Annotated in this window: 24 protein-coding genes; 16 read left to right on the forward strand and 8 right to left on the reverse strand. The window is 68.8% G+C overall.

Going from position 1 to position 23,746, the window contains the following annotated elements:
- The first annotated feature begins 35 nt into the window (after positions 1–35).
- The 9 genes from JOY88_RS00215 (at position 36) to ntrC (ending at position 9,314) form a co-directional block, all read left to right on the forward strand.
- Positions 36–1,022, forward strand: a complete 987-nt coding sequence (locus JOY88_RS00215) for a YncE family protein (protein ID WP_293499265.1) — start codon at positions 36–38, stop codon at positions 1,020–1,022.
- A gap of 96 nt (positions 1,023–1,118) precedes the next feature.
- Positions 1,119–1,895, forward strand: a complete 777-nt coding sequence (locus JOY88_RS00220; protein WP_293499267.1) for a polysaccharide deacetylase family protein — start codon at positions 1,119–1,121, stop codon at positions 1,893–1,895.
- Positions 1,895–2,869, forward strand: a complete 975-nt coding sequence (locus tag JOY88_RS00225; RefSeq protein WP_293499530.1) for a sterol desaturase family protein — start codon at positions 1,895–1,897, stop codon at positions 2,867–2,869. Before JOY88_RS00220 ends, JOY88_RS00225 begins: the two co-directional genes overlap by 1 nt.
- Positions 2,869–3,699 carry an EI24 domain-containing protein gene (locus JOY88_RS00230; protein ID WP_293499269.1) on the forward strand — a complete coding sequence of 277 codons (831 nt, stop codon included), beginning with the start codon at positions 2,869–2,871 and terminating at the stop codon, positions 3,697–3,699. The genes JOY88_RS00225 and JOY88_RS00230 overlap by 1 nt, the downstream gene beginning before the upstream one ends.
- A 4-nt stretch (positions 3,700–3,703) precedes the next feature.
- A complete protein-coding gene (locus JOY88_RS00235; RefSeq protein WP_293499271.1) occupies positions 3,704–4,495 on the forward strand; it encodes a competence/damage-inducible protein A in 792 nt (263 codons plus the stop codon).
- A gap of 160 nt (positions 4,496–4,655) precedes the next feature.
- Positions 4,656–6,071, forward strand: a complete 1,416-nt coding sequence (glnA, locus tag JOY88_RS00240) for a type I glutamate--ammonia ligase (protein WP_293499273.1) — start codon at positions 4,656–4,658, stop codon at positions 6,069–6,071.
- Between the two features lie 132 nt (positions 6,072–6,203).
- Positions 6,204–6,695: a coiled-coil domain-containing protein gene (locus JOY88_RS00245; RefSeq protein ID WP_293499275.1), complete on the forward strand. Its 492-nt coding sequence runs from the start codon at positions 6,204–6,206 to the stop codon at positions 6,693–6,695.
- Positions 6,696–6,721: 26 nt separating this feature from the next.
- Complete coding sequence (glnL, locus tag JOY88_RS00250) at positions 6,722–7,819, forward strand: nitrogen regulation protein NR(II) (protein WP_293499278.1); 1,098 nt, start codon at positions 6,722–6,724, stop codon at positions 7,817–7,819.
- Between the two features lie 34 nt (positions 7,820–7,853).
- Positions 7,854–9,314 carry a nitrogen regulation protein NR(I) gene (ntrC, locus tag JOY88_RS00255; protein WP_293499280.1) on the forward strand — a complete coding sequence of 487 codons (1,461 nt, stop codon included), beginning with the start codon at positions 7,854–7,856 and terminating at the stop codon, positions 9,312–9,314.
- Between the two features lie 4 nt (positions 9,315–9,318).
- Here the strand turns inward: ntrC and JOY88_RS00260 are convergent, their stop codons facing one another.
- Positions 9,319–10,176 (reverse strand): LysR family transcriptional regulator, encoded by an 858-nt coding sequence (locus tag JOY88_RS00260; protein ID WP_293499282.1) that lies wholly within the window; start codon positions 10,174–10,176, stop codon positions 9,319–9,321.
- Positions 10,177–10,301: 125 nt separating this feature from the next.
- On the opposite strand from JOY88_RS00260, the gene JOY88_RS00265 reads away from it, so the two are divergent.
- Both JOY88_RS00265 and JOY88_RS00270 read left to right on the forward strand, forming a co-directional pair.
- Positions 10,302–10,775 (forward strand): nucleoside deaminase, encoded by a 474-nt coding sequence (locus tag JOY88_RS00265; RefSeq protein ID WP_293499284.1) that lies wholly within the window; start codon positions 10,302–10,304, stop codon positions 10,773–10,775.
- Positions 10,776–10,781: 6 nt separating this feature from the next.
- Positions 10,782–11,918 (forward strand): MFS transporter, encoded by a 1,137-nt coding sequence (locus JOY88_RS00270; protein ID WP_293499286.1) that lies wholly within the window; start codon positions 10,782–10,784, stop codon positions 11,916–11,918.
- Here the strand turns inward: JOY88_RS00270 and JOY88_RS00275 are convergent.
- Positions 11,906–12,868 carry an MBL fold metallo-hydrolase gene (locus tag JOY88_RS00275; RefSeq protein WP_293499288.1) on the reverse strand — a complete coding sequence of 321 codons (963 nt, stop codon included), beginning with the start codon at positions 12,866–12,868 and terminating at the stop codon, positions 11,906–11,908. The two genes, JOY88_RS00270 and JOY88_RS00275, sit on opposite strands and share 13 nt — an antisense overlap.
- Before the next feature lie 54 nt (positions 12,869–12,922).
- On the opposite strand from JOY88_RS00275, the gene def reads away from it, so the two are divergent.
- Positions 12,923–13,459 (forward strand): peptide deformylase, encoded by a 537-nt coding sequence (gene def, locus JOY88_RS00280; RefSeq protein ID WP_293499290.1) that lies wholly within the window; start codon positions 12,923–12,925, stop codon positions 13,457–13,459.
- Between the two features lie 70 nt (positions 13,460–13,529).
- Positions 13,530–15,542, forward strand: coding sequence for a DUF6600 domain-containing protein (locus tag JOY88_RS00285; protein WP_293499292.1), 2,013 nt, complete (start codon positions 13,530–13,532; stop codon positions 15,540–15,542).
- A 9-nt stretch (positions 15,543–15,551) separates the two neighbouring features.
- On the opposite strand, the gene JOY88_RS00290 is transcribed toward JOY88_RS00285, so the two are convergent.
- Positions 15,552–16,145, reverse strand: coding sequence for an arylesterase (locus JOY88_RS00290; protein ID WP_293499294.1), 594 nt, complete (start codon positions 16,143–16,145; stop codon positions 15,552–15,554).
- A gap of 49 nt (positions 16,146–16,194) precedes the next feature.
- On the opposite strand from JOY88_RS00290, the gene JOY88_RS00295 reads away from it, so the two are divergent.
- Complete coding sequence (locus tag JOY88_RS00295) at positions 16,195–16,866, forward strand: ABC transporter ATP-binding protein (protein ID WP_293499296.1); 672 nt, start codon at positions 16,195–16,197, stop codon at positions 16,864–16,866.
- Between the two features lie 57 nt (positions 16,867–16,923).
- Here the strand turns inward: JOY88_RS00295 and JOY88_RS00300 are convergent, their stop codons facing one another.
- The 5 genes from JOY88_RS00300 to JOY88_RS00320 form a co-directional block, all read right to left on the reverse strand.
- Positions 16,924–17,727 carry a peptidylprolyl isomerase gene (locus tag JOY88_RS00300; RefSeq protein ID WP_293499298.1) on the reverse strand — a complete coding sequence of 268 codons (804 nt, stop codon included), beginning with the start codon at positions 17,725–17,727 and terminating at the stop codon, positions 16,924–16,926.
- A gap of 73 nt (positions 17,728–17,800) precedes the next feature.
- Positions 17,801–18,061: a BolA family protein gene (locus JOY88_RS00305; RefSeq protein ID WP_293499300.1), complete on the reverse strand. Its 261-nt coding sequence runs from the start codon at positions 18,059–18,061 to the stop codon at positions 17,801–17,803.
- Positions 18,058–18,690 (reverse strand): septation protein A, encoded by a 633-nt coding sequence (locus tag JOY88_RS00310; protein WP_293499302.1) that lies wholly within the window; start codon positions 18,688–18,690, stop codon positions 18,058–18,060. The genes JOY88_RS00305 and JOY88_RS00310 overlap by 4 nt, the downstream gene beginning before the upstream one ends.
- Entirely contained in the window at positions 18,687–19,103 is a 417-nt protein-coding gene (gene msrB, locus JOY88_RS00315; protein WP_293499304.1) for a peptide-methionine (R)-S-oxide reductase MsrB, read from the reverse strand. The genes JOY88_RS00310 and msrB overlap by 4 nt, the downstream gene beginning before the upstream one ends.
- Positions 19,100–20,560 (reverse strand): protein adenylyltransferase SelO, encoded by a 1,461-nt coding sequence (locus JOY88_RS00320; protein WP_293499306.1) that lies wholly within the window; start codon positions 20,558–20,560, stop codon positions 19,100–19,102. Before JOY88_RS00320 ends, msrB begins: the two co-directional genes overlap by 4 nt.
- A 131-nt stretch (positions 20,561–20,691) precedes the next feature.
- On the opposite strand from JOY88_RS00320, the gene JOY88_RS00325 reads away from it, so the two are divergent.
- Both JOY88_RS00325 and JOY88_RS00330 read left to right on the forward strand, forming a co-directional pair.
- Positions 20,692–22,338, forward strand: coding sequence for a 3-(methylthio)propionyl-CoA ligase (locus tag JOY88_RS00325; protein ID WP_293499308.1), 1,647 nt, complete (start codon positions 20,692–20,694; stop codon positions 22,336–22,338).
- Positions 22,339–22,430: 92 nt separating this feature from the next.
- A complete protein-coding gene (locus JOY88_RS00330; RefSeq protein WP_293499310.1) occupies positions 22,431–23,693 on the forward strand; it encodes a branched-chain amino acid ABC transporter substrate-binding protein in 1,263 nt (420 codons plus the stop codon).
- The last annotated feature ends 53 nt before the right edge of the window (positions 23,694–23,746 follow it).

Here is a 23,746-nt window from a genome sequence, read left to right on the forward strand (position 1 = left end):
CGGCATGAAGCCGCCCTTTTCATTGGAGTGCTGGAATGTTGCGCAGTTGGGCATTGGCCTTGGGATGGGTGGTGGCACTGGGGGCACAGGCCCAGCCGGCGCGGCCGCCGATCTTCGTGCTCAATTCGCTGGCGGCCGACATCGCGGTCGTCGATCCGGCCAGCTTCAGCGTCGTCAAGCGCATCCCGACCGGCAAGGAACCCCACCACCTCTACCTGTCGCCTGACGAGCGCTCCCTCATCGTCGCGAACGCGCTGGGCGACTCGCTGACCTTCATCGACCCGCGCACGGCCGAGGTGCAGCGCGTGGTGCGCGGCATCCCCGACCCCTACCACCTGCGTTTCTCGCCCGACATGAAGTGGTTTGTCACGGCGTCCAACCGACTGGACCGCGTCGACCTCTACCGCTGGCAGGGCAGCGCTGCCCAGGAGCCGCTGCAGCTCGTCAAGCGCATCCCCGCGCCCAAGACGCCCAGCCACCTGAACATCGACACCAAGAGCACGACGCTCTACGTCAGCCTGCAGGACAGCGACGAACTGCTGGCCGTCGACCTGGCGACGCAGGCGGTCAAGTGGAAGCAGCCCGTCGGCAAGATGCCGGCCGACATCTACCTGACGCCGGACGACCGCTTCCTGCTCGTGGGCCTGACGGGCGACCGTTTCGTCGAGGTCTGGGACGTCAGCGCCGCCGCGCCCAGGCTGGTCAAGCGCATCCCGACCGGCGACGGGGCTCATTCATTCCGCGCCTGGGGCGACAAGCGCCACGTGCTCGTCAGCAACCGCGCGGCCAACACCATCAGCAAGATCGACCTGACGACGCTGAGCGTCGTGGACCAGTTCCCCGGCCCGGCCGGCCCCGACGACATGGAGCTGCTGACTGACGGCCGCACGCTGCTGTTCACGTCGCGCTGGGCCGGCAAGCTCACGCAGGTCGACACCACCACGCACAAGGTGGTGCGCCAGGTGAAGGTGGGCAAGTCGCCGCACGGCATCTGGACGCTGGACCATCAGCCGCGGCTGTGAAGCCCCTCGTCCGGTCCCGCCCAGCTGAACGCGGGCGTGCCCAGCCAGGACGGGCCGGCCTGGGGCGCCCCGGCGTTCGCCCGTGAAGTTCATGACATGAGAGCCTTGATCCTTTTGTTGGCTGCCACGGTGGCCACGGCGCAGCCGGCTTGCGACAAGCCGGTCTACCTCACCTTCGACACGGGTCACATGGGCGTGGCGCCGCTGGTCGCCGAGACGCTGAAGAGGCACAACGCGCGCGTCACCTTCTTCCTCGCCAGCGAGCCGACGAAGACCGGTGGCACGACGCTGGACGAAACCTGGGCGCCGTGGTGGCGCGAGCGTGCGGCCGAGGGGCATGATTTCGGCGCGCACACCTGGGACCACGATGTCTTTCTGCAGGACCTGCCCGACGCCGACGGCAAGGTCACGCGCTTCAGGTTCCGCACCCAGGCCGGCATCAACCCGCCGGTGGTGCGCGAGCTGACGGCCGAGCAGTACTGCGACAGCCTCAGAAAGGTCGGCGCGCGCTTCGCGGCCATGACCGGCAAGCCGCTTTCGCCGATCTTTCGCGCGCCGGCCGGGCGCACCTCGCCGGCGCTGCTGAACGCGGCCAAGGCCTGCGGCTTCACGCATGTGGGCTGGAGTCGTGCGGGCTTCCTGGGCGACGAGCTGCCCAGCCAGAGCCACCCCAACGCCCAGTTGCTGGAGAAGGCGCTGCGCGACATCCGGCCCGGCGACATCCTGCTCGCCCACCTCGGCATCTGGGAGCGTCAAGACCCCTGGGCGCCGGCGGTGCTGGAGCCGCTGATGACCGGGCTGGAGCAACGCGGCCTATGCTTCGCTCCGTTGCGCGAGCATCCCCGCTACGCGCCCTTGTTCGCCAAGCCGTGATCGACTGGATATCCAACATCTTCGACAGCCTGCAGCTGGCCTTGTACGAGAGCCTGGTGCAGCCGCTGGTCTTCGGCCTGGGCCTGGGCAACTTGCTGGAAGACGCCTTTGACGCGACCGGCTGGCTGCTGTGGGGCCTGGTGCAGATCGCCGTCATCCTGCTGGGCATAGGCCTGCTGGAGCGCCGCTGGCCCGTCGAGCCCGTGACCGACCGCGCCGCCGTGCGCACCGACGTCATCTACACGCTGATCCACCGCCTGGGGCTGGTGCGGCTGGTGATGTTCTTCAGCATCGAGCCGCTGTGGGACGGCATCGCCGGTCGGCTGCGCCTGGCGGGCCTGCCGACCTGGCAGCTCGACGCCTTGTGGCCCGGCGTGACCGACGTCGCCTGGGTGAGCTTCCTGCTCTACCTCGTCGTCTTCGACTTCGTGAACTACTGGCTGCACCGCGCCCAGCACCAGTTCAACTGGTGGTGGGCCCTGCACAGCCTGCATCACAGCCAGCGCCAGATGACGATGTGGAGCGACAACCGCGTCCACCTGCTCGACGACATCATCCTCGCCACCGCCTTCGCGTTGCTGGCTCGCCTCATCGGCATCGAGCCGGGGCAGTTTGTCGCCATCGTCGTCGTCACGCAGTTGCACGAGAGCCTGCAGCATGCCAACGCCCGCATCAGCTTCGGCCGCCTCGGTGAGCGGTTGCTGATCAGCCCGCGCTTCCACCGCCTGCACCACAGCATTGGCATAGGCCATGAATCCGAGGGTCGCGGCACTCTGGGCGGGCACAACTTCGGCGTGCTGCTGCCGTTGTGGGACATGCTGTTTCGCACCAGCAATTTCGAGAACCGCTTCGACGCCACCGGCGTGCGTGACCAGCTGCCCGAGGAGGGCGGACGCGACTACGGCCGTGGCTTCTGGCGCCAGCAATGGCTGGGGCTGACGCGGCTGGCCACCTCCTTCCGAAAGCCCGCCTGATGCAAGGTCTGGCCGACTCCTTCTGGCGCGCCGTCGCCTACTGCCTGCACCCGCGCGTCATCGCGCTGTCGCTGCTGCCGCTGCTGATCGCCGGCGTGGGGGTGTTTGGCTTCATGTTCTTCTTCTGGGAGGACGCCATCGCCGGCGTGCGAGCGACGCTGGAGAGCTGGCGCCTCATCGAGAGCCTGCTGCAATGGCTGGACGCGATGGGCCTGCAGTCCTTCCGCAGCGCGCTGTCGGCGCTCGTCGTGCTGGCCGGTGTGCTGCCCGTCGTCATCCTGCTGAGCCTGCTGCTGGTGGCGCTGTGCATGACGCCGGCCATCGTGGGCCTGGTCGCGCAGCGGCGCTTCCCGCTGCTGGAGCGCAAGCGCGGCGGCACGCTGCTGCAAAGCGTCGCGGCCTCGGTCGGCGCCATGCTGATCGCGCTGGTGCTCATCGTCCTGTCCATGCCGCTGTGGCTGATCCCGCCGCTGGTCATGGTGCTGCCACCGCTGATCTGGGGCTGGCTGGCCTACCGCGTCTTCGGCTTCGACGTGCTGGCCGAGCATGCCTCGGCCGACGAGCGCCGTGCACTGCTGAAGGAGCACCGCATCCCCATGCTGACCATGGGCGTCATCTGCGGCTACCTCGGCGCCGCGCCATCGCTGATCTGGGCCGTCAGCGCGATGACCATCGTCTTCGCGCCCTTTGTCGTGCTGCTGGCGATCTGGCTCTACACGCTGGTGTTTGCCTTCTCCACCGCCTGGTTCACGCATTACGCGCTGGCCGCCCTGCAGGCCCGGCGGGCGGCCGAGCCGGTGGTCGAGTCGGCCGTTGTCATGGACGTCTGAAGCCATGAAGGTAGGTCTCTTCATCATTGGCGACGAAATCCTGTCCGGCAAGCGCCAGGATGCGCACCTGGCCACGTTCATCGAGCTGCTGTCCCGGCGCGGCATGCAACTCGCCTGGGCGCAGTACCTGGGCGACGATCGCGAGCTGCTGACGGCGCGGCTGCGCGAGGCCTTCGCTGGCGGCGACCTGGTGGTGAGCTGCGGCGGCATCGGCGCCACGCCCGACGACCACACCCGCCAGGCCGCCGCTGCGGCGCTGGGTCGCCCGCTGGCCCTGCACCCCGAGGCGCGTGAACTGATCTGGCAGCGCGTGCAGCAGACGGCGGCCGAGCAGGGCACGACGGCCGACCCCGACCACCCGGACACGTTGCGCCGCTTCCAGATGGGCGTCTTCCCCGAGGGTGCCGGCCTCATCCCCAACCCCTACAACAGGATCCCCGGCTTCTTCGTCGGCTCCATGCACTTCGTGCCCGGCTTCCCGGTCATGGCCCATCCGATGATGGCCTGGGTGCTGGACCGCTATCCCCAGCTGCATCGTCAGGTGGGTGTGCTGGAGCGCTCCCTCATCGTGCAGGGCGCGATGGAGGCCAGCCTGACGCCGTTGATGGAGGCCATCGAGGCCCAGTTTGGCGGCATCAAGGTCTTCAGCCTGCCCAGCGTGGACCATCCCCGCTGGGGCCGCTGCATAGAGCTCGGCGTCAAAGGCAGCGTGGAACGGCTCGATGCGGCCTACGACGCCCTGAAACAGGGCGTGATCCTGTCTGGTGCATTGATCAGCACCGAGTTGGTGCGATAGTTCCCACGCCCTCCCGGGTGTCGCCACATAATGCCCGGCGTTGCGGGCGACAACCCATGTCGGTGCATCTGGCATGCAACCTGCTTTGAATCCCCTGTAGCCGCCGGCGCGCAGGTGCTGGCGGCGGCATCCACCCTCTCGATCCCGCTAGGAGTATTTGATGGCCAAGACCGTCGCCGACGTGATGAACATGGTGAAGGAGAACGAAGTCAAGTTCGTCGACTTCCGCTTCACCGACACCCGTGGCAAGGAACACCATGTGTCCGTGCCCGTCTCCCACTTTGACGAAGACAAGTTCACGTCGGGCCACGCCTTCGACGGCTCCTCGATCGCCGGCTGGAAGGGCATCGAGGCCTCGGACATGCTGCTCATGCCCGATCCCAGCACGGCCAACATCGACCCCTTCTTCGAAGAGCCGACGCTGATCCTGTCTTGCGACGTCGTCGATCCCGCCGACGGCAAGGCCTACGAGCGCGACCCGCGCTCGCTGGCCAAGCGCGCCGAGGCCTACCTGAAGGCGTCCGGCCTGGGCGACACCGCCTACTTCGGCCCGGAACCCGAGTTCTTCATCTTCGACAGCGTGCGCTGGGGCAATGAGATGTCGGGCTCGTTCTTCAAGATCGAGTCGGAAGAGGGCGCCTGGAACTCCTCCAAGGAGTACGAGCACGGCAACAGCGGCTACCGCCCCACCGTCAAGGGCGGCTATTTCCCCGTGCCGCCGGTCGACAGCGGCCAGGACATGCGCTCGGAGATGTGCCTGATCCTCGAGCAGATGGGCATCCCGGTCGAAGTCCACCACCATGAAGTGGCGAACGCCGGCCAGATGGAAATCGGCACCAAGTTCAGCTCGCTCGTCGAGCGCGCCGACTGGACACAGCTGCAGAAGTACATCATCGCCAACGTGGCCCATGCCTACGGCAAGACGGCCACCTTCATGCCCAAGCCCCTGGTCGGCGACAACGGCAGCGGCATGCACGTGCACCAGTCCGTGTGGAAGGACGGCAAGAACCTGTTCGCAGGCGATGGCTATGCCGGCCTCTCCGAGTTCGCGCTGTACTACATCGGCGGCATCATCAAGCATGCCCGTGCGCTGAACGCCATCACCAACCCCGGCACGAACTCGTACAAGCGCCTGGTGCCCGGCTTCGAGGCGCCGGTCAAGCTGGCCTACTCTGCCAAGAACCGCTCGGCCTCGATCCGCATCCCCTACGTGGCCAATCCCAAGGGTCGCCGCGTCGAGGCGCGCTTCCCGGACCCCTCCGCCAACCCCTACCTGGCCTTCGCCGCGCTGCTGATGGCCGGCCTGGACGGCGTGGAGAACAAGATCCATCCGGGCGAAGCCGCCACCAAGGACCTGTACCACCTGCCGCCCGAGGAAGACGCGAAGATCCCGACCGTCTGCCACAGCCTGGACCAGGCGCTGGAGTACCTGGACAAGGACCGTGCCTTCCTGACCAAGGGCGGCGTGTTCACCGACGCTTACATTGATGCCTACATCGAGCTGAAGATGCAGGAGGTGACCCGCTTCCGCATGGCGACCCACCCGGTCGAGTTCGACATGTACTACGCGCTGTGATGGGCGCGGGCGGCATGCACGCTGCCGCCCTGCTCAGGGCGAGCTGCACGTCGTCGGCCCGCTCTCAATCCCCGCGGAGGGGCCGCCCATGCGGCCCCTTCTTTGTTCGCGGGTCTGCGCCACAATCTCCGCATGTTGAATCGACTGTTGGCACCGTTGCTCGTCCTGGTCTGCCTGGGCGCTCAAGCCCAGGGCACGGTTTACCGCTGTCCCGGCCCGCCGGTGCTCTACACCGATGCGCTGTCCGCCAAGGAGGCGCACGAGAAGGGCTGCCGCACGATAGAGGGCACGCCCATCACGGTGCTGCAGGCGCCCAAGCCGCGCCCCAGCATGGCCGCGGCGCCCGCCGCGGAAGGCGTGCGCGGTGGTGACAGCCGCGTCGACGCCGGCCAGCAGCGCGCGCGCGACGACCAGCGCCGCCAGGTGCTGCAGGCCGAACTGCGCCAGGCCGAGGAGCGGCTGGCGAACGCGCAGAAGGAATTCGGCAACGGCCAGGGCGAGCGCCGCGGTGACGAGCGCAACTATCAGAAGTACCTGGACCGCATGGCCGAGCTCAAGGACAGCATCGCCCGCTATGAGGCCGATGTGCAGGCGCTCAAGCGCGAGATCTCAAAACTTCCCTGAGCATCGGCCCGGCGCCGTTGCGCGCCATGACTGAAGCCTCCTTGCTGCCGGCCGAGTTCGCCGGCCTGGACCTGCTGGCCACCATGGTGGTCGTCGTCGGCGCCGACGGCGAATGCCTGTTCGCCAACGCGGCCTTCGAGAACGGCATGCGGCTGTCGCGCCGCACGGTGCAGAAGGCCCAGTTGCCCGACTGGTTCGATGACGCCCAGCGGCTGAGGGAGACGCTGGCCGGCGTCGCAGCCAACCACTATTCCAGCAGCCGCTTCGATGCGCTGCTGCGCCGCGGCACGTGGGCCCACGAGGACGGGCTGCCGGTGCACGTCATCGTGTCGCAGATGGACGCCGCCGAGGACGGCGCGCCGCGCGTGCTGGTGGAGCTCATCGAGATCGCCCAGCAGGCGCGCCAGGACCGCGATGAGCGCAGCCTCGACCAGGTGCAGGCCACCAAGGAGCTGACCCGCAACCTGGCCCACGAGATCAAGAACCCCTTGGGCGGCATCCGCGGCGCTGCCCAGTTGCTGGCGCTGGAGTTGCAGGACGGCAACCCCGAGCTGACGGAGTACACCCAGGTCATCGTCCATGAGGTGGACCGGCTGCAGAGCCTGGTCGACCGGCTGCTGGCGCCGCACCGCAAGGCACCGGTCGTCGGCGACGTCAACATCCACGAGATCTGCGAGCGGGTGAGGGCGCTGGTGCTCGTCGAGCATCCCAGGGGACTCCGGATCCAGCGCGACTACGACACCTCGCTGCCCGACTTCCGCGGCGACCGCGAGCAGCTGATCCAGATGGTGTTGAACATCGTGCAGAACGCCGCCCAGTCGCTTGCGGCGCGCATGGCCGCCGGCGACGCCCAGATCGTGCTGCGCACGCGAGTGGCGCGGCAGGTCACGATAGGCAAGCAGCGCTGGCGCCTGGCATTGGAATTGCATATCGAGGACAACGGTCCCGGCGTCCCCGTCGAGATCCGTGACCGCATCTTCTTCCCGCTGGTGTCGGGGCGTGAGGGCGGCTCGGGGCTCGGACTCACGCTCGCGCAGACGATCGCGCAACAGCACCAGGGCATGATCGATTGCGAGAGCGAGCCTGGCCTGACCAATTTCCGTATCACGCTGCCCCTGCCTTGACGCCACAAGCCGACGGGACGGGCCGAGGAATCTCATGAAATCCATCTGGGTTGTTGACGACGACCACTCGATCCGCTTCGTGCTCGAGAAGGCCCTGGCCCGCGAGGGGCTGCCGGTGCGCAGCTTCAGCAATGCGCGCGACATGCTCGCCGCGCTCGACGACGATGTCCCGCAGGTGCTGGTCTCCGACATTCGCATGCCGGGCGGCTCCGGTCTGGAGCTGCTGGCCAAGGTCAAGGCCAGGCTGCCGGCGCTGCCCGTCATCATCATGACGGCCTACTCGGACCTCGACAGCGCCGTCTCGGCCTTCCAGGGCGGCGCCTTCGAGTACCTGCCCAAGCCCTTCGACCTGCCGCGCGCCGTGGAGCTGATCCGCCGTGCGCAGGAGGAGAGCCAGCGCGAGGCCGGCGAGCAGGAGGCCGCCGCGCAGGTGCCCGAGATGCTGGGCCAGGCGCCGGCCATGCAGGACGTGTTCCGCGCCATTGGCCGGCTGTCGCAGAGCAACGTCACCGTGATGATCACGGGCGAGAGCGGCTCGGGCAAGGAGCTGGTGGCCCGCGCGCTGCACAAGCACAGCCCACGCGGCGACGGTCCCTTTGTTGCCATCAACACGGCGGCCATCCCCAAGGACCTGCTGGAGAGCGAGCTGTTCGGCCACGAGCGCGGCGCCTTCACCGGTGCCCAGGCCTCGCGGCGCGGCCGCTTCGAGCAGGCCGACGGAGGCACGCTGTTCCTCGACGAGATCGGCGACATGCCGTTCGAGTTGCAGACCCGGCTGCTGCGCGTGCTGTCCGATGGCCAGTTCTACCGCGTCGGTGGCCACAGCCCGCTGCGCAGCAATGTGCGCGTCATTGCGGCGACGCACCAGAACCTGGAGGAGCGCGTGCGCCAGGGCGTGTTCCGCGAGGACCTGTTCCACCGCCTCAACGTCATCCGCCTTCGCCTGCCGCCGTTGCGCGAGCGCCGCGAGGACGTGCCCGCGCTGGCCCGCCATTTTCTGCAGCGCAGCGCCACCGAACTGGGCGTGGAGCCCAAGCGCCTGTCGGACGCGGCGCTGGCCCAGCTGACCCATTTCGATTTCCCCGGCAACGTGCGCCAGCTGGAGAACATCTGCCACTGGCTCAGCGTCATGGCGCCCGGCCAGGTCGTCGAGTCCAAGGACTTGCCGGACGAGCTGCAGCCGGGCCATGCCCCCGCACCGACGACGGGCATGTCGCCGACCCAGCTCGCCGTTGCATCGCCGGCCGGCGCGCCTGCCAGCACCAGCACCAGCAGCGGCGAGGGCTGGCTGGCCGACATGGCCGCTGATGCCCGCGCCCGCCTTCTGGCCGGCGAGGCGGACGTGTGGGACGTGCTCACCAGGCGCTTGGAGGCCCGGCTCATCCTGACTGCGCTGGACGTCACGCGCGGGCGCCGCATCGAGGCCGCGCAGAAGCTGGGCATAGGCCGCAACACCATCACACGCAAGATCCAGGAGCTGGGCCTGGACGTCTGAGGACTCAGGCGGGGTCGCCGAGGCCGCATCGGGCTGCGAGCACGGCGCGCATCCGCTCGACCAGCTCAGCGATCGGCCCCGCGCCCTCCCAGGCGTAGATCGACACGGCCATCGAAGGCGCCGTGCCGAACGGCGCGTAGGGCCGCAGCCGATAGGCCGCCGCTGCATGCCTGGGCAGCAGCGACAGGCCCAGCCCGGCCTCCACGGCGACGCCGACGTTGTGCAGGCTGCTGCCGACGAAGGCGACGTACCAGCGCAGCTGCTCCTGCTCGATGCGTTCGAACATCGCGTCGCGGTAGAGGCCGCCCGGCGGGAAGGTGACCAGCGGCAGCGGCTGGGGCCAGGCATGCGGCGCGGCGGCACTCTCGAACCAGGCCATCGCCTCCGGGAAGCTGGCGCGGCAGTCAGGGCTGGCCTGAGCCTCCTTGACGATCGCGATGTCGAATTCGCCGGCGCGATAGCGCCGTGTCAGCTCGCGGCTGAGCCCGGCGGTGACGTCCAGTCTGATCTCGCGATGACGCTGCGCGAAGGCGCCGAACACCGTCGCCATCTCGCCGCTGACGAGGTCCTCGGGCAGCCCGATGCGCAGGGACGCCGTGCCGGCCGGGTCGCCGAGGGCCGCCTCGGCCTCCTGCTGCAGCGTCAGCAGACGCCGCGCATAGCCCAGCAGCCGTTCGCCGGCCGCCGTCGGCGCGACCGGCCGCGCCGCGCGGTCCACCAGTGCTGTGCCGACCGCGTCCTCCAGCCGGGCCAGTTGCTGGCTGATGGTGGACTGCGTCATCGCCAGGCGCTGCGCCGCCAGCGTGAAGCTGCGCGCATCCACGATGGCGGTGAAGGAGCGCAGCAGGCGGGGGTCGAGCATCGCGCCATTTTCCATTCATTGTTGGAATGGACTTCATGTCGATATTTAATTTCCAAATACACGGGGCGCTCCCTAGTATTGGGCGACCGTGGCCGTGGGTCACGCCTTGCTGACAGAGAAGCCCCATGAACGACGAGAACCATTGGCTGCGCGAAGCCATGGCACTGGCCCGCGCGAACATCGGCGCCGGCGGGCGCCCCTTTGGTGCGGTGGTGGTCCGCGGCGGTGCGTTGATCGCCGCCGGCGTCAATGAGATCCATGCCAGCCATGACCCGACAGCGCATGCCGAAATGGTGGCAATACGCGCGGCCAGCCGCCGGCTCGGCTCGCCCGACCTGAGCGGCTGCGCCGTCTATGCCAGTGGCCACCCCTGCCCGATGTGCATGGCCGCGATGCGGATGTCCGGCGTGGTGAGGGTCGCCTACGCCCATTCCAATGACGACGCCGCGCCGTTCGGCCTGTCGACGGCCGCCATCTACGAGGACCTCGCCAGGCCCCAGGCCCAGCAGTCCATGTCGATCTGCCACCTGCCGGTGCGGCAGCAAGGCCTGCCGGAGCTCTACGCCGAGTGGGTCGACGCCGCCAAGAAGCTTGGTTAGCGCGCGGTGAGCGGGACGTCTTCATGGGCCGCCCAGGCGCGGCTGCTGGCCGTCGTCGTGCTGGCGGGGCTGAGCCTGCGGCCCTTCATGACCGGCATAGGTCCTCTGGCGGTCGACATCGGCGCGCAGACCGGGCTGGGCCTGAAGGGCCTGGCGCTGCTGACGCTGGTGCCCATGCTGCTGATGGGCCTGTTCGCCTTCGCCGGGCCGTCGCTGCAGGCGCGCTTCGGCGCGCGGCGCACGGCCGTGGCCGCGCTGGCCCTGCTCGTTCTGGGGGGCGCGCTGCGCCTGTTCGCTGCACGGGGCTGGCAGATGGTGGGCACGGCGGTGCTGCTGGGCCTGGGCGCGGCGCTGGTGCAGGCGCTGCTGCCCGGCGTCATCAAGCGCCAGTTTCCCCACCGCGCCGGCATGGTCACGGGGCTGTATTCGGCCATGCTGATGGGCGGCGGTGCGCTCGGCGCACAGTTGGCGCCGGTCGTCGCCGGCGCCACCGGGGATTGGCGACAAGGCCTGGCCTGGACGGCGCTGCCGGCCGCGCTCGCCCTCGTGCTGGCTGCGCGCTACCTGCCACGCGATGGCGCCGCGCGGCGCAGCGCCGATGCCGCCGCCGGCCTGCTCGGGCGGCCACGTGTCTGGCTGCTGATGGCCTGCTTCGGCCTCGTGAACGGCGGCTATTCCAGCGTCGTGGCCTGGCTCGCCCCCTTCTATCGCGAGCAGGGCTGGACGGCCACGGCCAGCGGCGGCCTGCTCGCCAGCCTGGCGGCGGCCCAGGCCTGCGCGGCGCTGCTGCTGCCGGTGCTCGCCGGCCGGGACGGAGACCGCCGCCCCTGGCTATGGCTGACGTCGGCGCTGCAGGCGGCCGGCTTCGCCGCGCTGGCCTGGAGGCCCGGCGCGGCGCCCGTTGTGTCGGCGCTGCTGCTGGGCGCGGGGCTGGGGGGCTGCTTCGCGCTGTCCATGGTCGTCGCGCTGGAGCACCTGGGCGACCCGGCGCGAGCCGGCGCGCTGTCGGCGCTGATGCAGGGCGGCGGCTTCCTGGCCGGCTGGCTGATGCACCTTGGCTGCGTCGCCGTCGTCGCTTGGCTGTACGGGCAGGTCTCGCCGCGCAGCTACGCCGCGGCGCTACCGCTCGCTCAGGCCCGCTGAGCGCTCGCCTTGTCCAGCCACACCTCCAGCCCCTGAGCGTTCAGCTCGGCGTCCAGCGCTAGCCAGTCGTGCGCCGCGCCGCCTTGGTAACCGTGGGCTTGCAGCCGCCCGAGGTAGCCGCCCAGCAGCCCGGTCTTCAGGTGGGTGTGGCGGTCCGGCGCGTCTCGCAGTGACTCGGCCAGCGCCACCATCTCGTCCACCTGGCTCAGCAGCAGCGCGGCCAGGCGCCGCACCTCCTCGACCGAGCCGCCGATGCGGCCGTAGTGCGTGACCTGCATGGCCACCGGCTCGGCCTCGAGCAGCCGCGCGACGGTGACCTTCAGCGCGTCGGGCTCGAACTGCACCGGCGTCGACGTGGGCAGCACCCAGGCGCGTCCGTCCACGTCGAAGACACGATAGGACAGGCCGAAGGTGTCGCCAGTGAACCAGCTGCGGCTCCTCGCATCCCAGATCGCATGGTGGTGCTTGGCGTGGCCGGGGCTGTCGATGAAGCGCAGCGGCCGGCCGGCCAGATGGACGATCTGCTCGTCATGCGTCGCCTCGGCGCGCTCGGCCGGCACCGGCACCAACTTGCCGTAGCTGCGCTGCATCTCCTCCTCGCCATAGACGGCCAGCGCCCCCAGCCACAGTACCTTGGGGTCCACCATGTGGCGCAGCCCGCGCGGGTGGATGAGGGCCCGGGCGCGGGGCAAGGACTCCATCAGCAGGCCAACGCCGCCGGCATGGTCGAGGTGGACATGGGTCGGGATGACCCAGTCGACGGCGTCTGGCGCCAGGCCTAGCGCGCTCAGCGCCGCCAGCAGGCGCGGCACCGCATGGTTGGTGCCGGTATCGATGAAGGCGGCTCGGCCGTCCTCCACCATCAGATAGGCCGCGTCGAAGCGCGGGCGCTGGAAGCCGGTGTCGATGGCATAGATGCCGTGGCCGAGGTCTTCGATGAAATCAAGCATGGGGGGAGAGGGGCTTCCTAGAATCGCCGCTCACGATAGCCGAAGGAGGCCGCGGTGGCGGTGTACGAGATTCTGAAGATGGGCGATCCGCGCCTGCTGCGCGTCGCCAAGCCGGTCACCGAGTTCGGCACGCCGGCACTCAAGGCCTTGATTGCCGACATGTTCGAGACGATGGCAGCAGCCAGTGGCGCGGGCCTGGCGGCGCCACAGATCGGCGTCGACCTGCGTCTGGTCATCTTTGGTTACACGAGGAATGTGCGCTACCCGGACGCGCCGCCCGTGCCGCCCACCGTGCTGATCAACCCGGTCATCGAGGTGCTGGACGGCGGGCGCGCCGAGGGTTGGGAGGGCTGCTTGTCGGTGCCGGGGCTGCGTGGCGTCGTCGAACGCGACGAGCGCATCCGCTACACCGGCTTCGATGCCGACGGCAACGCCATGGATCGCATCGCCGAGGGCTTCCACGCCCGCGTCGTTCAGCATGAGTGCGACCACCTGGACGGCGTCCTCTACCCGATGCGGGTCAAGGACTTCACGCGCTTCGGCTTCACGTCGGTGCTGTTTCCGGAGCTGGATGCCAACGCCGATGATTGAAACGTTTGTAAGCGCCGTGCACCGGCTGCGCCAGCGGCACGTTAGGGTGCCGCAAAGGAGCCTCAAGCACATGGTCACGCCCGCCGCCCCCAAGCTCGTCCTGAACCGTCGTACCTGGCGCATCCTCGCGCTGACCCTGCTGGTCGCCATCGCCCCCGGCGCCAAGGCCCAGGACGCCGACCGCGATCCGCCGACGCGGGCCGCCCGCGTCGTCAGCGTCGTCGGTGATGCCTGGCTGTTCGACCAGGACAGTCGCGAGTGGACGCGCATCAACCGCAACCAGACGGTGGGCGAGGGCGACCGCCTGCGCACCGACGAGCGCGCCCGCGTCAGCCTGCGCGTCGGCTCGACGACGATCTGGGTGGACGAGCGCAGCGATCTGGAACTGAGCCAGCTCGACGAAGGCCAGACCCTGTTGCAGCTGGATCGTGGCGACGTGGCGCTGCGCCTGCGTTCCCCCGAGAACGCGGCCGAGACGCAACTGCGTACCCGCGAGGGCACGGCCCGGCCCGAGCGCGAAGGGCTCTACCGAGTCGAGCAGCTCGACCGTGGCAGCAAGGTCTACGTCTGGCAGGGGCGCATGCGCTTCGAATGGGCGCGCGCCGCCTCGCCCGTGGTTCTGGGCACCGGCGAGCAGGTGGAGTTGTGGTGGCCCGACGGCCCGCGCGCCGAGCGCTCGCCTCTGTACAGCGACGGCTTCGGTGACTGGGTGCTATCGGAGAACCGCGAAGAGGGCGACCGCCCCGTGGCCCGCTATGTCTCGCCCGAGATGACCGGCGCCGAGGACCTGGACCGCTACGGCCGCTGGGAGACCGCGCCAGACTACGGCGCCGTGTGGGTGCCGACCACGCTGATCGTCGCCGACTGGGCGCCCTACCGCTATGGCCACTGGGCCTGGTCGCGCCTGTGGGGCTGGACCTGGGTGGACGACGCGCCCTGGGGCTTCGCGCCCTTCCACTACGGCCGTTGGGTCAGCTGGGGCGGGCGCTGGTGCTGGGCACCGGGGCCCTATGTCCATCGCCCCGTCTACGCGCCAGCCCTGGTGGGCTGGGTGGGCGGTGGCGCGGTCAGCGTGGGCATCAGCATAGGCAGCCGGCCCGCGCCCCCGCGCTTCGGCTGGTATCCGCTGGCGCCGCGCGAGGTCTACGTGCCGGCGTACCACCACAGCCCGCGCTACGTGAACCGCATCAACGACCCACGCGACCTGCGCGACCCCGTCACCGTGCAGCGCCCGAACCGCTACCGCGACGTGCCGGCCGCCATCAGCATGCTGCCCGCGCCGGGCGCAGCGATCCAGCCCATGCCGGTGCGCGGCTCTGATCGCAGGGGCGATCCCGGCTGGGCCCGCCCGCTGCCAGTCGCGCCCGGCCGCAACGATCTGGCCGCCGTGCTGCCCGCCGCGCCGACGCGTCCGGCCGAGGCCGATCTGCCGCGTCGCATGCCGCGCGCTCCCGACGCCGGCACGGGCTGGCGCAGCGACGGCCAACTGCCGTTGCGTCGCGACCCCCGCGGCCCGGAGGCCCAGCAACCGCAGACGGCGCAGCCGGCCGTCCAGCTTCCGCAGGCGCGGCCCGGCTTTGAGCCGCAGCGTGGCGGCGACAACATGCCCTGGCGCGCGCAGCAGCAACGCGACGCGCAGCAACAGCAACAGCAACAGCAACAGCAACAGCAACAGCGTGAAGCCCTGCAGCAGCAGCAACGCGAGGCACAGCAGCAGCAACAGCAACGCGAGGCACAGCAGCAGCAACAACAACGCGAGGCACAACAGCAGCAGCGCCGCGAGGAAATGCAGCAGAGAGACCTGCAGCAACGCCGCGATGAGCAGCAACGCCGCGAGGAGTTTCAGCAGCGGCGCGAGGAACAGCAGCGCCGCGAGGAACAGCAGCGCCGCGTGCCCCAGCCCGAGCCGCAGCGCCAGATGGAAACGCCACGCATGCCAATGCCCCAGCCGCAGCCGCAAGCCCAGCCCCGTCCCCAAGCTCGCGAGGAGGGTCCTCAGCGCGGTCGTCAGGACGGTGTACCGGTGCGCCGCGATCGGCCGCAAAACGAAGGACGGCCCGCCGAGCGGCAGGCCGAGCGCTGAGGCCCCTAGCTAGCCGAGCAGCGGCCGCAGCGCCGGCCAGACGTTGTCCAGCATGTGCGGGTGCGCCTTGGCCAGCGGGTGGATGCGGTCCGGCTGGAACCAGTCCATTGCATCGGCGCGATCGGCCACGCCCTTCAGCAGAAAGGGCACCAGGCCGGCATGGGTCTGCTTGGCCACGTCGGCGAACAAGCCCTCGAAGTCGCGTACATAGCCGCTGCCGTAATTGGGCGGCACCTGCATGCCGACGACGATGACCTTGGCGCCGGCCGACTGTGCGGCGCGCGTCATCGCCAGCAGGTTGTCGCGCGTGCTGGACAGCGGCAGGCCGCGCAGCGCGTCGTTGCCGCCCAGTTCCAGGATGACGACGGCGGGCTTGTGCGTGCGCAGTGCCATCGGCAGCCGGCTGCGGCCGCCAGAGGTCGTGTCGCCGCTGATGCTGGCGTTGACGACGCGATGCGGCTTCCTCTGCTCGGCCAGCCGGGCCTGCAGCAGCGCGACCCAGCCCGTGCCGGTCTTGAGTCCGTACTCGGCCGACAGGCTGTCGCCGACGACGAGGATGACGGGCGCCTCGGCCGCCGCGGCCCCTGACGTCCAGCCGGCCATCACCCCCAGGCTAAAGTGCGCCAACACCCAACGCCGCCGCAGTCCCGACATGCCCGAAGCCCTTGTTCAAGTTGACCAGATCACCAAGCGCGTGAGCGACGCGACCGGGGAGTTGACGATTCTGCATGACATCAGCTTCACGCTGACCGCCCGGGAGTCGGTCGCCATCGTCGGCGCATCGGGCTCGGGCAAGAGCACGCTGCTCGCCATCCTGGCGGGCCTGGACACGCCCAGCGGCGGCACCGTGAAGCTGCGCGGCCAGGATCTGTTCACGCTGGATGAGGACCAGCGCGCCGCGGTGCGCGCGCGCGAGCTGGGTTTCGTGTTCCAGAGCTTCCAGCTGCTGCCCAACCTGACGGCGCTGGAGAACGTCATGCTGCCGCTGGAGCTGCGCGGCGAGCGCGATGCACGCGAGCAGGCCGCGGCCATGCTGGCCCGCGTCGGCTTGGGCGAGCGCCTGGGCCATTACCCGCGCGTGCTGTCTGGCGGCGAGCAGCAGCGCGTGGCGCTGGCGCGCGCATTTGTGCAGCGCCCGGCCCTTCTGCTGGCCGACGAGCCGACCGGCAGCCTGGACTTCGCGACCGGCGCCTCGGTGATGGCGCTGATGTTCGAGCTCAATCGCGAGGCTGGAACGACGCTGGTTCTCGTCACCCACGACCGCGAGATCGCGGCGCGCTGCGAGCGCCAGCTGCGCATCGAGGCCGGCCGACTGGCCGCCTGAAAGAGAAAAGCCCGCTGACCTTGCGATCAGCGGGCTTAGCGGTTTCGGCGCGAGGGCTTACTTGGAGAAGCTGTAGTCCGTCTTCGCCTTCTTGATCAGGCTTTCCTGGAAGTCGATCATCTTCTGCTGCTCGATGCGCTGCTTGATCTGCGCCTTCACGTCGTCAAAGGCCGGGAAGGTGGCCGGGCGGATGTCTTCGAGCTTGATGATGTGGTAGCCGAACTGGCTCTTCACCGGCTCGTCCGTCATCTGGCCCTTTTCCAGCGCGACCATGGCCTTGCTGAACTCGGGCACGAAGTTGTTCGGGTTGGCGAAGTCCAGGTCGCCGCCGTTCTGGGCGGAGCCGGTGTCCTTGGAGTTCTTCTTGGCCAGTTCCTCGAAGTTGGCGCCGGCCTTGATCTGGGCGATCAGCGCCTTGGCGTCCTCTTCCTTCTCAACCAGGATGTGGCGGGCGCGGTACTCGCTGCCGCTGTTGGCGGCCTTGAACTTGTCGTACTCGGCCTGGGCCTCGGCGTCGGTGACCGGGTTCTTGGCCTTGACGTCCTCCATCAGGCCGCGGATCAGCAGCATCTGGCGGGCCAGTTCCATCTGCACCTTGTAGTCGGCGCCCTGCGGGATGCCGCGCTTCTCGGCTTCCTGCATGAAGATCTCGCGACGCACGACCTCGTCCTTGATCTGGGCTTCCAGCTCGGGCGAGCGCTGCTGCTGGCCGCTCTTGGTGACCTGCTGGATCAGCGTCTCGACGCGCGCCTTGGGCACAGGCTTGCCGTTGACGGTGGCGATGTTCTGCGCGGTTGCGGCAGCCGGCACGAGGGCCGAGATGGTGGCCGCGACGATGGCGGCAAGCGCAAACTTCTTCATGGGCTGGGGTGTGAATCAGGCTAAAAAAATCGCGCCCGGTCTGGGCGCGTGGTTCGATCACGCTCGACCAGGCTCAGCGTTCACCCGGGGCGCGGGCGTCGATGGCCAGCGCATGGATGCCATGCTGCATCAGGTCGGACAGGCAATGATAAACGAGGCGGTGGCGGGCCAGCCGTTGCAGGCCCGCAAAGCGATCGGACACGACAGCCACATGAAAATGCCCGCCCTCGCGGGCGCCGGCGTGGCCGACGTGCTGAGCGCTGTCATCGCGGACGCTCAGTTCGGTGGGCGCCAGCTCGGCCCGCAGGCGAGCCTCGATCTGTGCGGCGATCATGGCTTGCCGTCCTCTTCCGGCGGCAGGTGCTTGCCGAGGTAGAGGCCCTGGGCCAGCGTGAACAGCACGATCAGGCCAGTGACGCCGAACACCTTGAAGTTGGCCCAGGCCGAGGTCGTGAAGTGGTAGGCCACATAGAGGTTGGCCACGCCCATGGCGGCGAAGAACAGCACCCAGGCGCGGTTCAGACGCAGCCAGACGGCGTCGGGTAGCCGCAGTTCGGCGCCCAGCATGGCCTGGATCAGGTTCTTGCCGAACCAGGCCTGGGAGATCCACAGCGTCAGCGCCATCGCCCAGTGCAGGCCGGTGGGCTTCCACTTGATGAAGGTTTCATTGTGGAACCAGACCGTGGCGCCGCCCAGCACGACCACCAGGGCCAGGCTGATCCACAGCATCAGGTCGATCTTCTTGCCGCGGGCCTTGAGGATGGCCGCCTGGGCCAGCGTGGCGACCATGACGACGACGGTGGCCAGCAGCACCGGCGCCTCCTGCGGGCCGACGATTCCGCCCTGGACCAGGAAGCCGAAATGTTCCGTCGCAAACGCCGCCGCAGCATCGGGGTGGCCTTCAGCGCCCTTGAAGGCGACGAAGAACAGGATCAGCGGCAGAAAATCTAGCAGTAACTTCATGCGCCCGGATTGTCCTTGACGAAGTCAATGGCGGCCGAGTTGATGCAGAAACGCTCGCCCGTCGGCTCGGGGCCGTCGGGAAAGACATGGCCCAGGTGGCTGCCGCAGCGGTTGCAGCGTACCTCCACGCGCACCATGCCGTGGCTGCGGTCCACCACGCGCTCGACGACCTCGCTGTTGACGGGCGCCCAGTAGCTGGGCCAGCCGCAGCCGGCGTCGAACTTGGTATCGGCCTCGAACAGCGGCGTGCCGCAGCCTATGCAGTTGTAGTGGCCGGGCTGGAAATGGTCCCAGTACTTGCCGGTGAAGGCGCGTTCGGTGGCCGCGTGGCGGGCGACCTGGTACTGCATCGCGTCGAGCTGTTCGCGCCACTCGGCATCGGTCTTCTGGATGGGGTAGGGCTTGTCGGTCATGATGAGCAGGAGACTTCGAGGGAGGACGCCCAGTCGGGCGGCAGGGCGGCGTCGCCGGCCTGCTCGGGTTCGTCGAACGGGCGGCCCAGAACTTTCAGCAACCGCGCGATCTCCGTGAAGTCGCCCCGCTGGGCGGCGCGTATGGCGCCCTCGGCGAGGTGGTTGCGCAGCACGACGGCGGGATTGGCGGCCAGCATGCGCGCCTGGGCGTCCGGTGCGGCGCGGGCGCGCCAGCGCAGCAGCCAGGCGTCCAGCGCCTCGCGATCGACGAAGAGGTCGCGCAGCGGCTCGGGCGAGGACTGCGCGCGCGACAGGCGGCGGAAGCTTTGCGTGAAGTCGGCGCGCGAGGCGGCCATCAGCTTCAGGAAGTCGTCGGCCAGAGCCTGGTCGTCTGCGTCCTCGCCCACAAGGCCCAGCTTCGCTCGCAGGCGGGCCAGCATCTGGCCTGCGAAGCGCTCGCGGTAGGCCTCGACGGCCTCCAGCAGCCGCTCGCCGGAGGCCTCGGCGTCTTTCTCGGTCGCGATGGGCATCAGCGGCAGCAGGGCCTGGGCCAGTGCGTGCAGATTCCAGAAAGCGACGGCCGGCTGGCGCGCGTAGGCGTAGCGGCCGCGGTCGTCGCTATGGTTGCAGACATGGCTGGGGTCGAAGCCGTCCATGAAGCCGAAGGGGCCGTAGTCCAGCGTCAGGCCCAGCATGGACATGTTGTCGGTGTTCATGACGCCATGGCAGAAGCCTATGGCCTGCCAGTGGGCGATGAGGTCGGCAGTCTGCAGGGACACCTTGCGCAGCAGCGCGACGACCGGCTCGGGCTCGTCGGCACATTCGGGCGCATGGTGGGCGATGAACCAGTTGACCAGTCGGCGCAGCGCGTCGGGTCGGTCGTGGTGGGCGAAATGCTCGAAATGGCCGAAGCGGATGAAGCTGGGCGCCACGCGGGTGACGACGGCGGCGGTCTCCACCGTCTCGCGGATGACCGGCAGGCGCGAGCCGGTGATGCACAAGGCTCGTGTCGTCGGCACGCCCAAGGCGGCCATGGCTTCGGAGCACAGGAATTCGCGGATGGACGAGCGCAGCACCGCGCGGCCATCGCCGCGGCGCGAGTAGGGCGTCAGGCCGGCGCCCTTGAGCTGCAGCTCCTGCGGTCCGGTGGGGGTGTCGACCTCGCCCAGCCACAGCGCGCGGCCGTCGCCGAGCTGCCCGGCCCAGACGCCGAACTGGTGGCCGCTGTAGACGCTGGCCAGGGGCCGCATGCCGGGCCAGGGAGCGTTGCCGGACATGGCAGGCAGAGCGGTGGGTTGCAGAGTCCAGTCGGCGGGCAAACCCAGCAGTTGCGCGCAGTCGGGGCTTTGTGCCACCCAGTGCGGGTCGGGCAACCCTTCGGCTGGCAGTTCGGTAAAGAAGTCTGGCCCCAGGTCGGCGAAGCGGTTGGTCCAGGCGAGGCCGGTAAGCGAGTCCATTTCGTCAGTTTAGTGAGCGGTGCTTGGCCCCGCTGGCCTGGGTGTTTCCCCGGGGGGCGAGGGTCGCGGTTGTGACGGTGGGGGCTCTGGGCGGGGGCTAGACTGGATCGATAAGACCGCCAGGAGACAACATGGCATTGATGGGCCGAATGATGTCGGAACCGCTGCTGATCTCGTCGCTGCTGAAGCACGCCGAGCGGCATTCGGGCGAGACCGAGATCGTCAGCAAGCGGGTCGAGGGCGACCTGCATCGCAGCAACTGGCGCGAGGTGGCGCGCCGTTCGCGCCAGGCCGCGCAGGCCTTCGCGCGGCTGGGCTGCCAGCCTGGCGACCGTGTCGGCACGCTGGCCTGGAACGGCCACCGCCACCTCGAGATCTACTATGGCAGCTCGGGGTCCGGGCTGGTGTGCCACACCATCAACCCGCGCCTGTTTCCCGAGCAGATCGTCTGGATCGCCAACGACGCGGCGGACCGCGTGCTGTGCTTCGATGCGACCTTCCTGCCGCTGGTCGAGAAGATCGCGCCGCTGCTGAAGAGCGTGCAGCACTTTGTGCTGATGACCTCGCGCGCCCACATGCCGGCCGCCACGGGCATTCCCAACCTGCTGTGCTTCGACGATCTGCTGGACGCAGAGGACGGCCACTACAGCTGGCCGCGTTTCGACGAGAACACGGCCTCCAGCATCTGCTACACCTCCGGCACCACGGGCAACCCCAAGGGCGCCGTTTACAGCCATCGCTCGACGGTGCTGCATGCCTACGCCGCGGCGCTGCCGGACGCGATGGACTGCGGCAGCCGCGACGTCGTGCTGCCCGTCGTGCCGATGTTCCACGTCAACGCATGGGGCCTGCCGTACAGCGCGGCGCTGGTGGGCTTCAAGCTGGTGCTGCCCGGGCCGCACCTGGACGGCAAGAGCCTGTACGAGCTGTTCGAGGGCGAGAAGGTGTCCTTCAGCGCCGGCGTGCCCACCGTCTGGCTGGGCCTGCTGAACCATGTGAAGGCCAACCAGCTGAAGTTCTCGACCTTCAAGCGCACCGTCATCGGCGGCTCGGCCTGCCCGCCGGCCATGATGAAGTCGCTGCAGGAGGACTTCGGCATCGAGGTCATCCACGCCTGGGGCATGACGGAGATGTCGCCGCTGGGTACGCTGTCCAAGCTGACCACGCGCCAGCTGGGCCTGCCGCACGAGCAGCAGCAGCGCCTGCTGGAGAAGCAGGGCCGTGTCATCTACGGCGTTGACATGGCCCTCATCGACGACGAGGGCCGCTCGCTGCCGTGGGACGGCCAGAGCTCCGGCAACCTCGTCGTGCGCGGCCACTGGGTCATCGCCAAGTACTTCAACCACGATGAGTCGCCGCTGGTCAGCGTGGACGGCGAGCCAGGCTGGTTCCCCACCGGCGACGTGGCCACCATAGACGCCGACGGCTTCATGCAGATCACCGACCGCAGCAAGGACGTCATCAAGTCCGGCGGCGAGTGGATCAGCTCCATCGACCTCGAGAACATCGCGATGGCCCACCCGGCCGTGCATGAGGCGGCCGTCATCGCGGCCAAGCATCCCAAGTGGGACGAGCGGCCGCTGCTGGTGGTCGTGAAGAAGGCCGACGCGGCGCTGACGCGCGAGGAGTTGCTGGCCTTCTACGAGGGCCGCATCGCGAAGTGGCAGATCCCGGACGACGTCGTCTTCGTCGCCGAGATCCCGCATACGGCTACCGGCAAGGTGCAGAAGCTCAAGCTGCGCGACCAGTTCCTGAACCACAAGCTCCCCACGGCCTGAGCCGGCCAGCGTCTGGGGAAAGCCCGGGACTTCGTCGGGGCCCGGCTGCATTAACTTTCGTTCACCTCAAAGCCATAACCCAGGAGACAAGCATGTTCGACTTCACTTCGGCCCGCTTCCCTTCGCGCTTCGCGCGCGTGCTGGGAGCCGCCGCGGCGCTCGCACTGACGGCCGGTGCGGCCCAGGCGCAGAAGGGCGAGACGGTCAAGCTGGCCTACATCGATGCGCTCTCGGGCCTGATGGGGCCGGTGGGGCAGAACCAGGTCAAGACCTTCCAGTTCCTGACCGAGAAGTTCAACAAGAGCAACCCGGCCGGCGTGAAGTTCGAGATCGTGCCCTTCGACAACAAGCTCAGCCCCGCCGAGTCGCTGAACCTGCTCAAGGCTGCGACCGACCAGGGCATCCGCTACATCATGCAGGGCAACGGCTCGAGCGTGGCGCTGGCGCTGGTGGATGCTGTCAACAAGTACAACGAGCGCAACCCGGGCAAGGAAGTCATCTACCTGAACTACTCGGCGGTGGATCCCGACCTGACCAACAGCAAGTGCAGCTTCTGGCACTTCCGCTTCGACGCCGACACATCCATGAAGATGGAGGCGATCACGACCTTCATGAAGGACCAGCCCGACGTCAAGAAGGTCTTCCTGCTGAACCAGAACTACGCCCACGGCCACCAGGTCGCCAAGTACGCCAAGGAGATGCTGGCGCGCAAGCGCCCGGACATCCAGATCGTCGGCGAGGACCTGCACCCGCTGGCCCAGGTGCGCGACTTCGCGCCCTATGTCGCCAAGATCAAGGCCAGCGGCGCCGACACCGTCATTACCGGCAACTGGGGCTCCGATCTCGCGCTGCTCGTGAAGGCCGCCAACGAGGCCGGCTACAACGGCAAGTTCTTCACCTACTACACCGGCGTCACCGGCACGCCCACGGCCCTGGGCACGGGCGGCGCCGGTCGTGTCTACCAGGCCGCCTACAGCCACTACAACATGGGCGGCGAGACGCAGAAGCTGGGCAACGAGTTCAAGGCCAAGTTCAACGACGACCTCTACACCTGGAGCGCCGACCACATCCTGCTGATGCTCAGCCAGTCCATGGCCAACGCCAAGTCGACGGACCCGGTCAAGGTGGCCAAGGCGATGGAAGGCCTGACCGTGAAGAGCTTCAATGGCGAGGTGACGATGCGCAAGAGCGACCACCAGCTGCAGCAGGCGCTCTACATCTCGGTCTGGCAGAAGGCGGATGCCAAGTACCCGTACAGCCCGGAGAACACCGGCATGACGCTGGTGCCGGTGAAGGAGTACGAGTCCTATGTGTCGTCGACGCCCACGTCCTGCCAGATGAAGCGGCCCGGCTGATCGCCCCAGCCCCCGACCCGGCCGCGCCGTCCGCAAGGGGCGGCGCGATCCCC

This window comes from Roseateles sp., from assembly GCF_019237615.1.
Classification (GTDB): Bacteria; Pseudomonadota; Gammaproteobacteria; order Burkholderiales; family Burkholderiaceae_C; genus Pelomonas.

What these genes read in the sequence shown, in the direction of transcription:
- JOY88_RS00260 (WP_293499282.1), bottom strand. Translation starts at nt 10,176, where the DNA reads ATGCTCGACCCCCGCCTGCTGCGCTCCTTCACCGCCATCGTGGATGCG.
- glnA (WP_293499273.1), top strand. Translation starts at nt 4,656, where the DNA reads ATGGCCAAGACCGTCGCCGACGTGATGAACATGGTGAAGGAGAACGAA.
- JOY88_RS00310 (WP_293499302.1), bottom strand. Translation starts at nt 18,690, where the DNA reads ATGAAGTTACTGCTAGATTTTCTGCCGCTGATCCTGTTCTTCGTCGCC.
- JOY88_RS00305 (WP_293499300.1), bottom strand. Translation starts at nt 18,061, where the DNA reads ATGATCGCCGCACAGATCGAGGCTCGCCTGCGGGCCGAGCTGGCGCCC.
- JOY88_RS00290 (WP_293499294.1), bottom strand. Translation starts at nt 16,145, where the DNA reads ATGGCCGGCTGGACGTCAGGGGCCGCGGCGGCCGAGGCGCCCGTCATC.
- JOY88_RS00295 (WP_293499296.1), top strand. Translation starts at nt 16,195, where the DNA reads ATGCCCGAAGCCCTTGTTCAAGTTGACCAGATCACCAAGCGCGTGAGC.
- JOY88_RS00325 (WP_293499308.1), top strand. Translation starts at nt 20,692, where the DNA reads ATGGCATTGATGGGCCGAATGATGTCGGAACCGCTGCTGATCTCGTCG.
- ntrC (WP_293499280.1), top strand. Translation starts at nt 7,854, where the DNA reads ATGAAATCCATCTGGGTTGTTGACGACGACCACTCGATCCGCTTCGTG.
- msrB (WP_293499304.1), bottom strand. Translation starts at nt 19,103, where the DNA reads ATGACCGACAAGCCCTACCCCATCCAGAAGACCGATGCCGAGTGGCGC.
- JOY88_RS00285 (WP_293499292.1), top strand. Translation starts at nt 13,530, where the DNA reads ATGGTCACGCCCGCCGCCCCCAAGCTCGTCCTGAACCGTCGTACCTGG.
- JOY88_RS00275 (WP_293499288.1), bottom strand. Translation starts at nt 12,868, where the DNA reads ATGCTTGATTTCATCGAAGACCTCGGCCACGGCATCTATGCCATCGAC.
- JOY88_RS00265 (WP_293499284.1), top strand. Translation starts at nt 10,302, where the DNA reads ATGAACGACGAGAACCATTGGCTGCGCGAAGCCATGGCACTGGCCCGC.
- JOY88_RS00220 (WP_293499267.1), top strand. Translation starts at nt 1,119, where the DNA reads ATGAGAGCCTTGATCCTTTTGTTGGCTGCCACGGTGGCCACGGCGCAG.
- JOY88_RS00245 (WP_293499275.1), top strand. Translation starts at nt 6,204, where the DNA reads ATGTTGAATCGACTGTTGGCACCGTTGCTCGTCCTGGTCTGCCTGGGC.
- JOY88_RS00300 (WP_293499298.1), bottom strand. Translation starts at nt 17,727, where the DNA reads ATGAAGAAGTTTGCGCTTGCCGCCATCGTCGCGGCCACCATCTCGGCC.
- JOY88_RS00330 (WP_293499310.1), top strand. Translation starts at nt 22,431, where the DNA reads ATGTTCGACTTCACTTCGGCCCGCTTCCCTTCGCGCTTCGCGCGCGTG.
- JOY88_RS00235 (WP_293499271.1), top strand. Translation starts at nt 3,704, where the DNA reads ATGAAGGTAGGTCTCTTCATCATTGGCGACGAAATCCTGTCCGGCAAG.
- JOY88_RS00215 (WP_293499265.1), top strand. Translation starts at nt 36, where the DNA reads ATGTTGCGCAGTTGGGCATTGGCCTTGGGATGGGTGGTGGCACTGGGG.
- JOY88_RS00320 (WP_293499306.1), bottom strand. Translation starts at nt 20,560, where the DNA reads ATGGACTCGCTTACCGGCCTCGCCTGGACCAACCGCTTCGCCGACCTG.
- glnL (WP_293499278.1), top strand. Translation starts at nt 6,722, where the DNA reads ATGACTGAAGCCTCCTTGCTGCCGGCCGAGTTCGCCGGCCTGGACCTG.
- JOY88_RS00230 (WP_293499269.1), top strand. Translation starts at nt 2,869, where the DNA reads ATGCAAGGTCTGGCCGACTCCTTCTGGCGCGCCGTCGCCTACTGCCTG.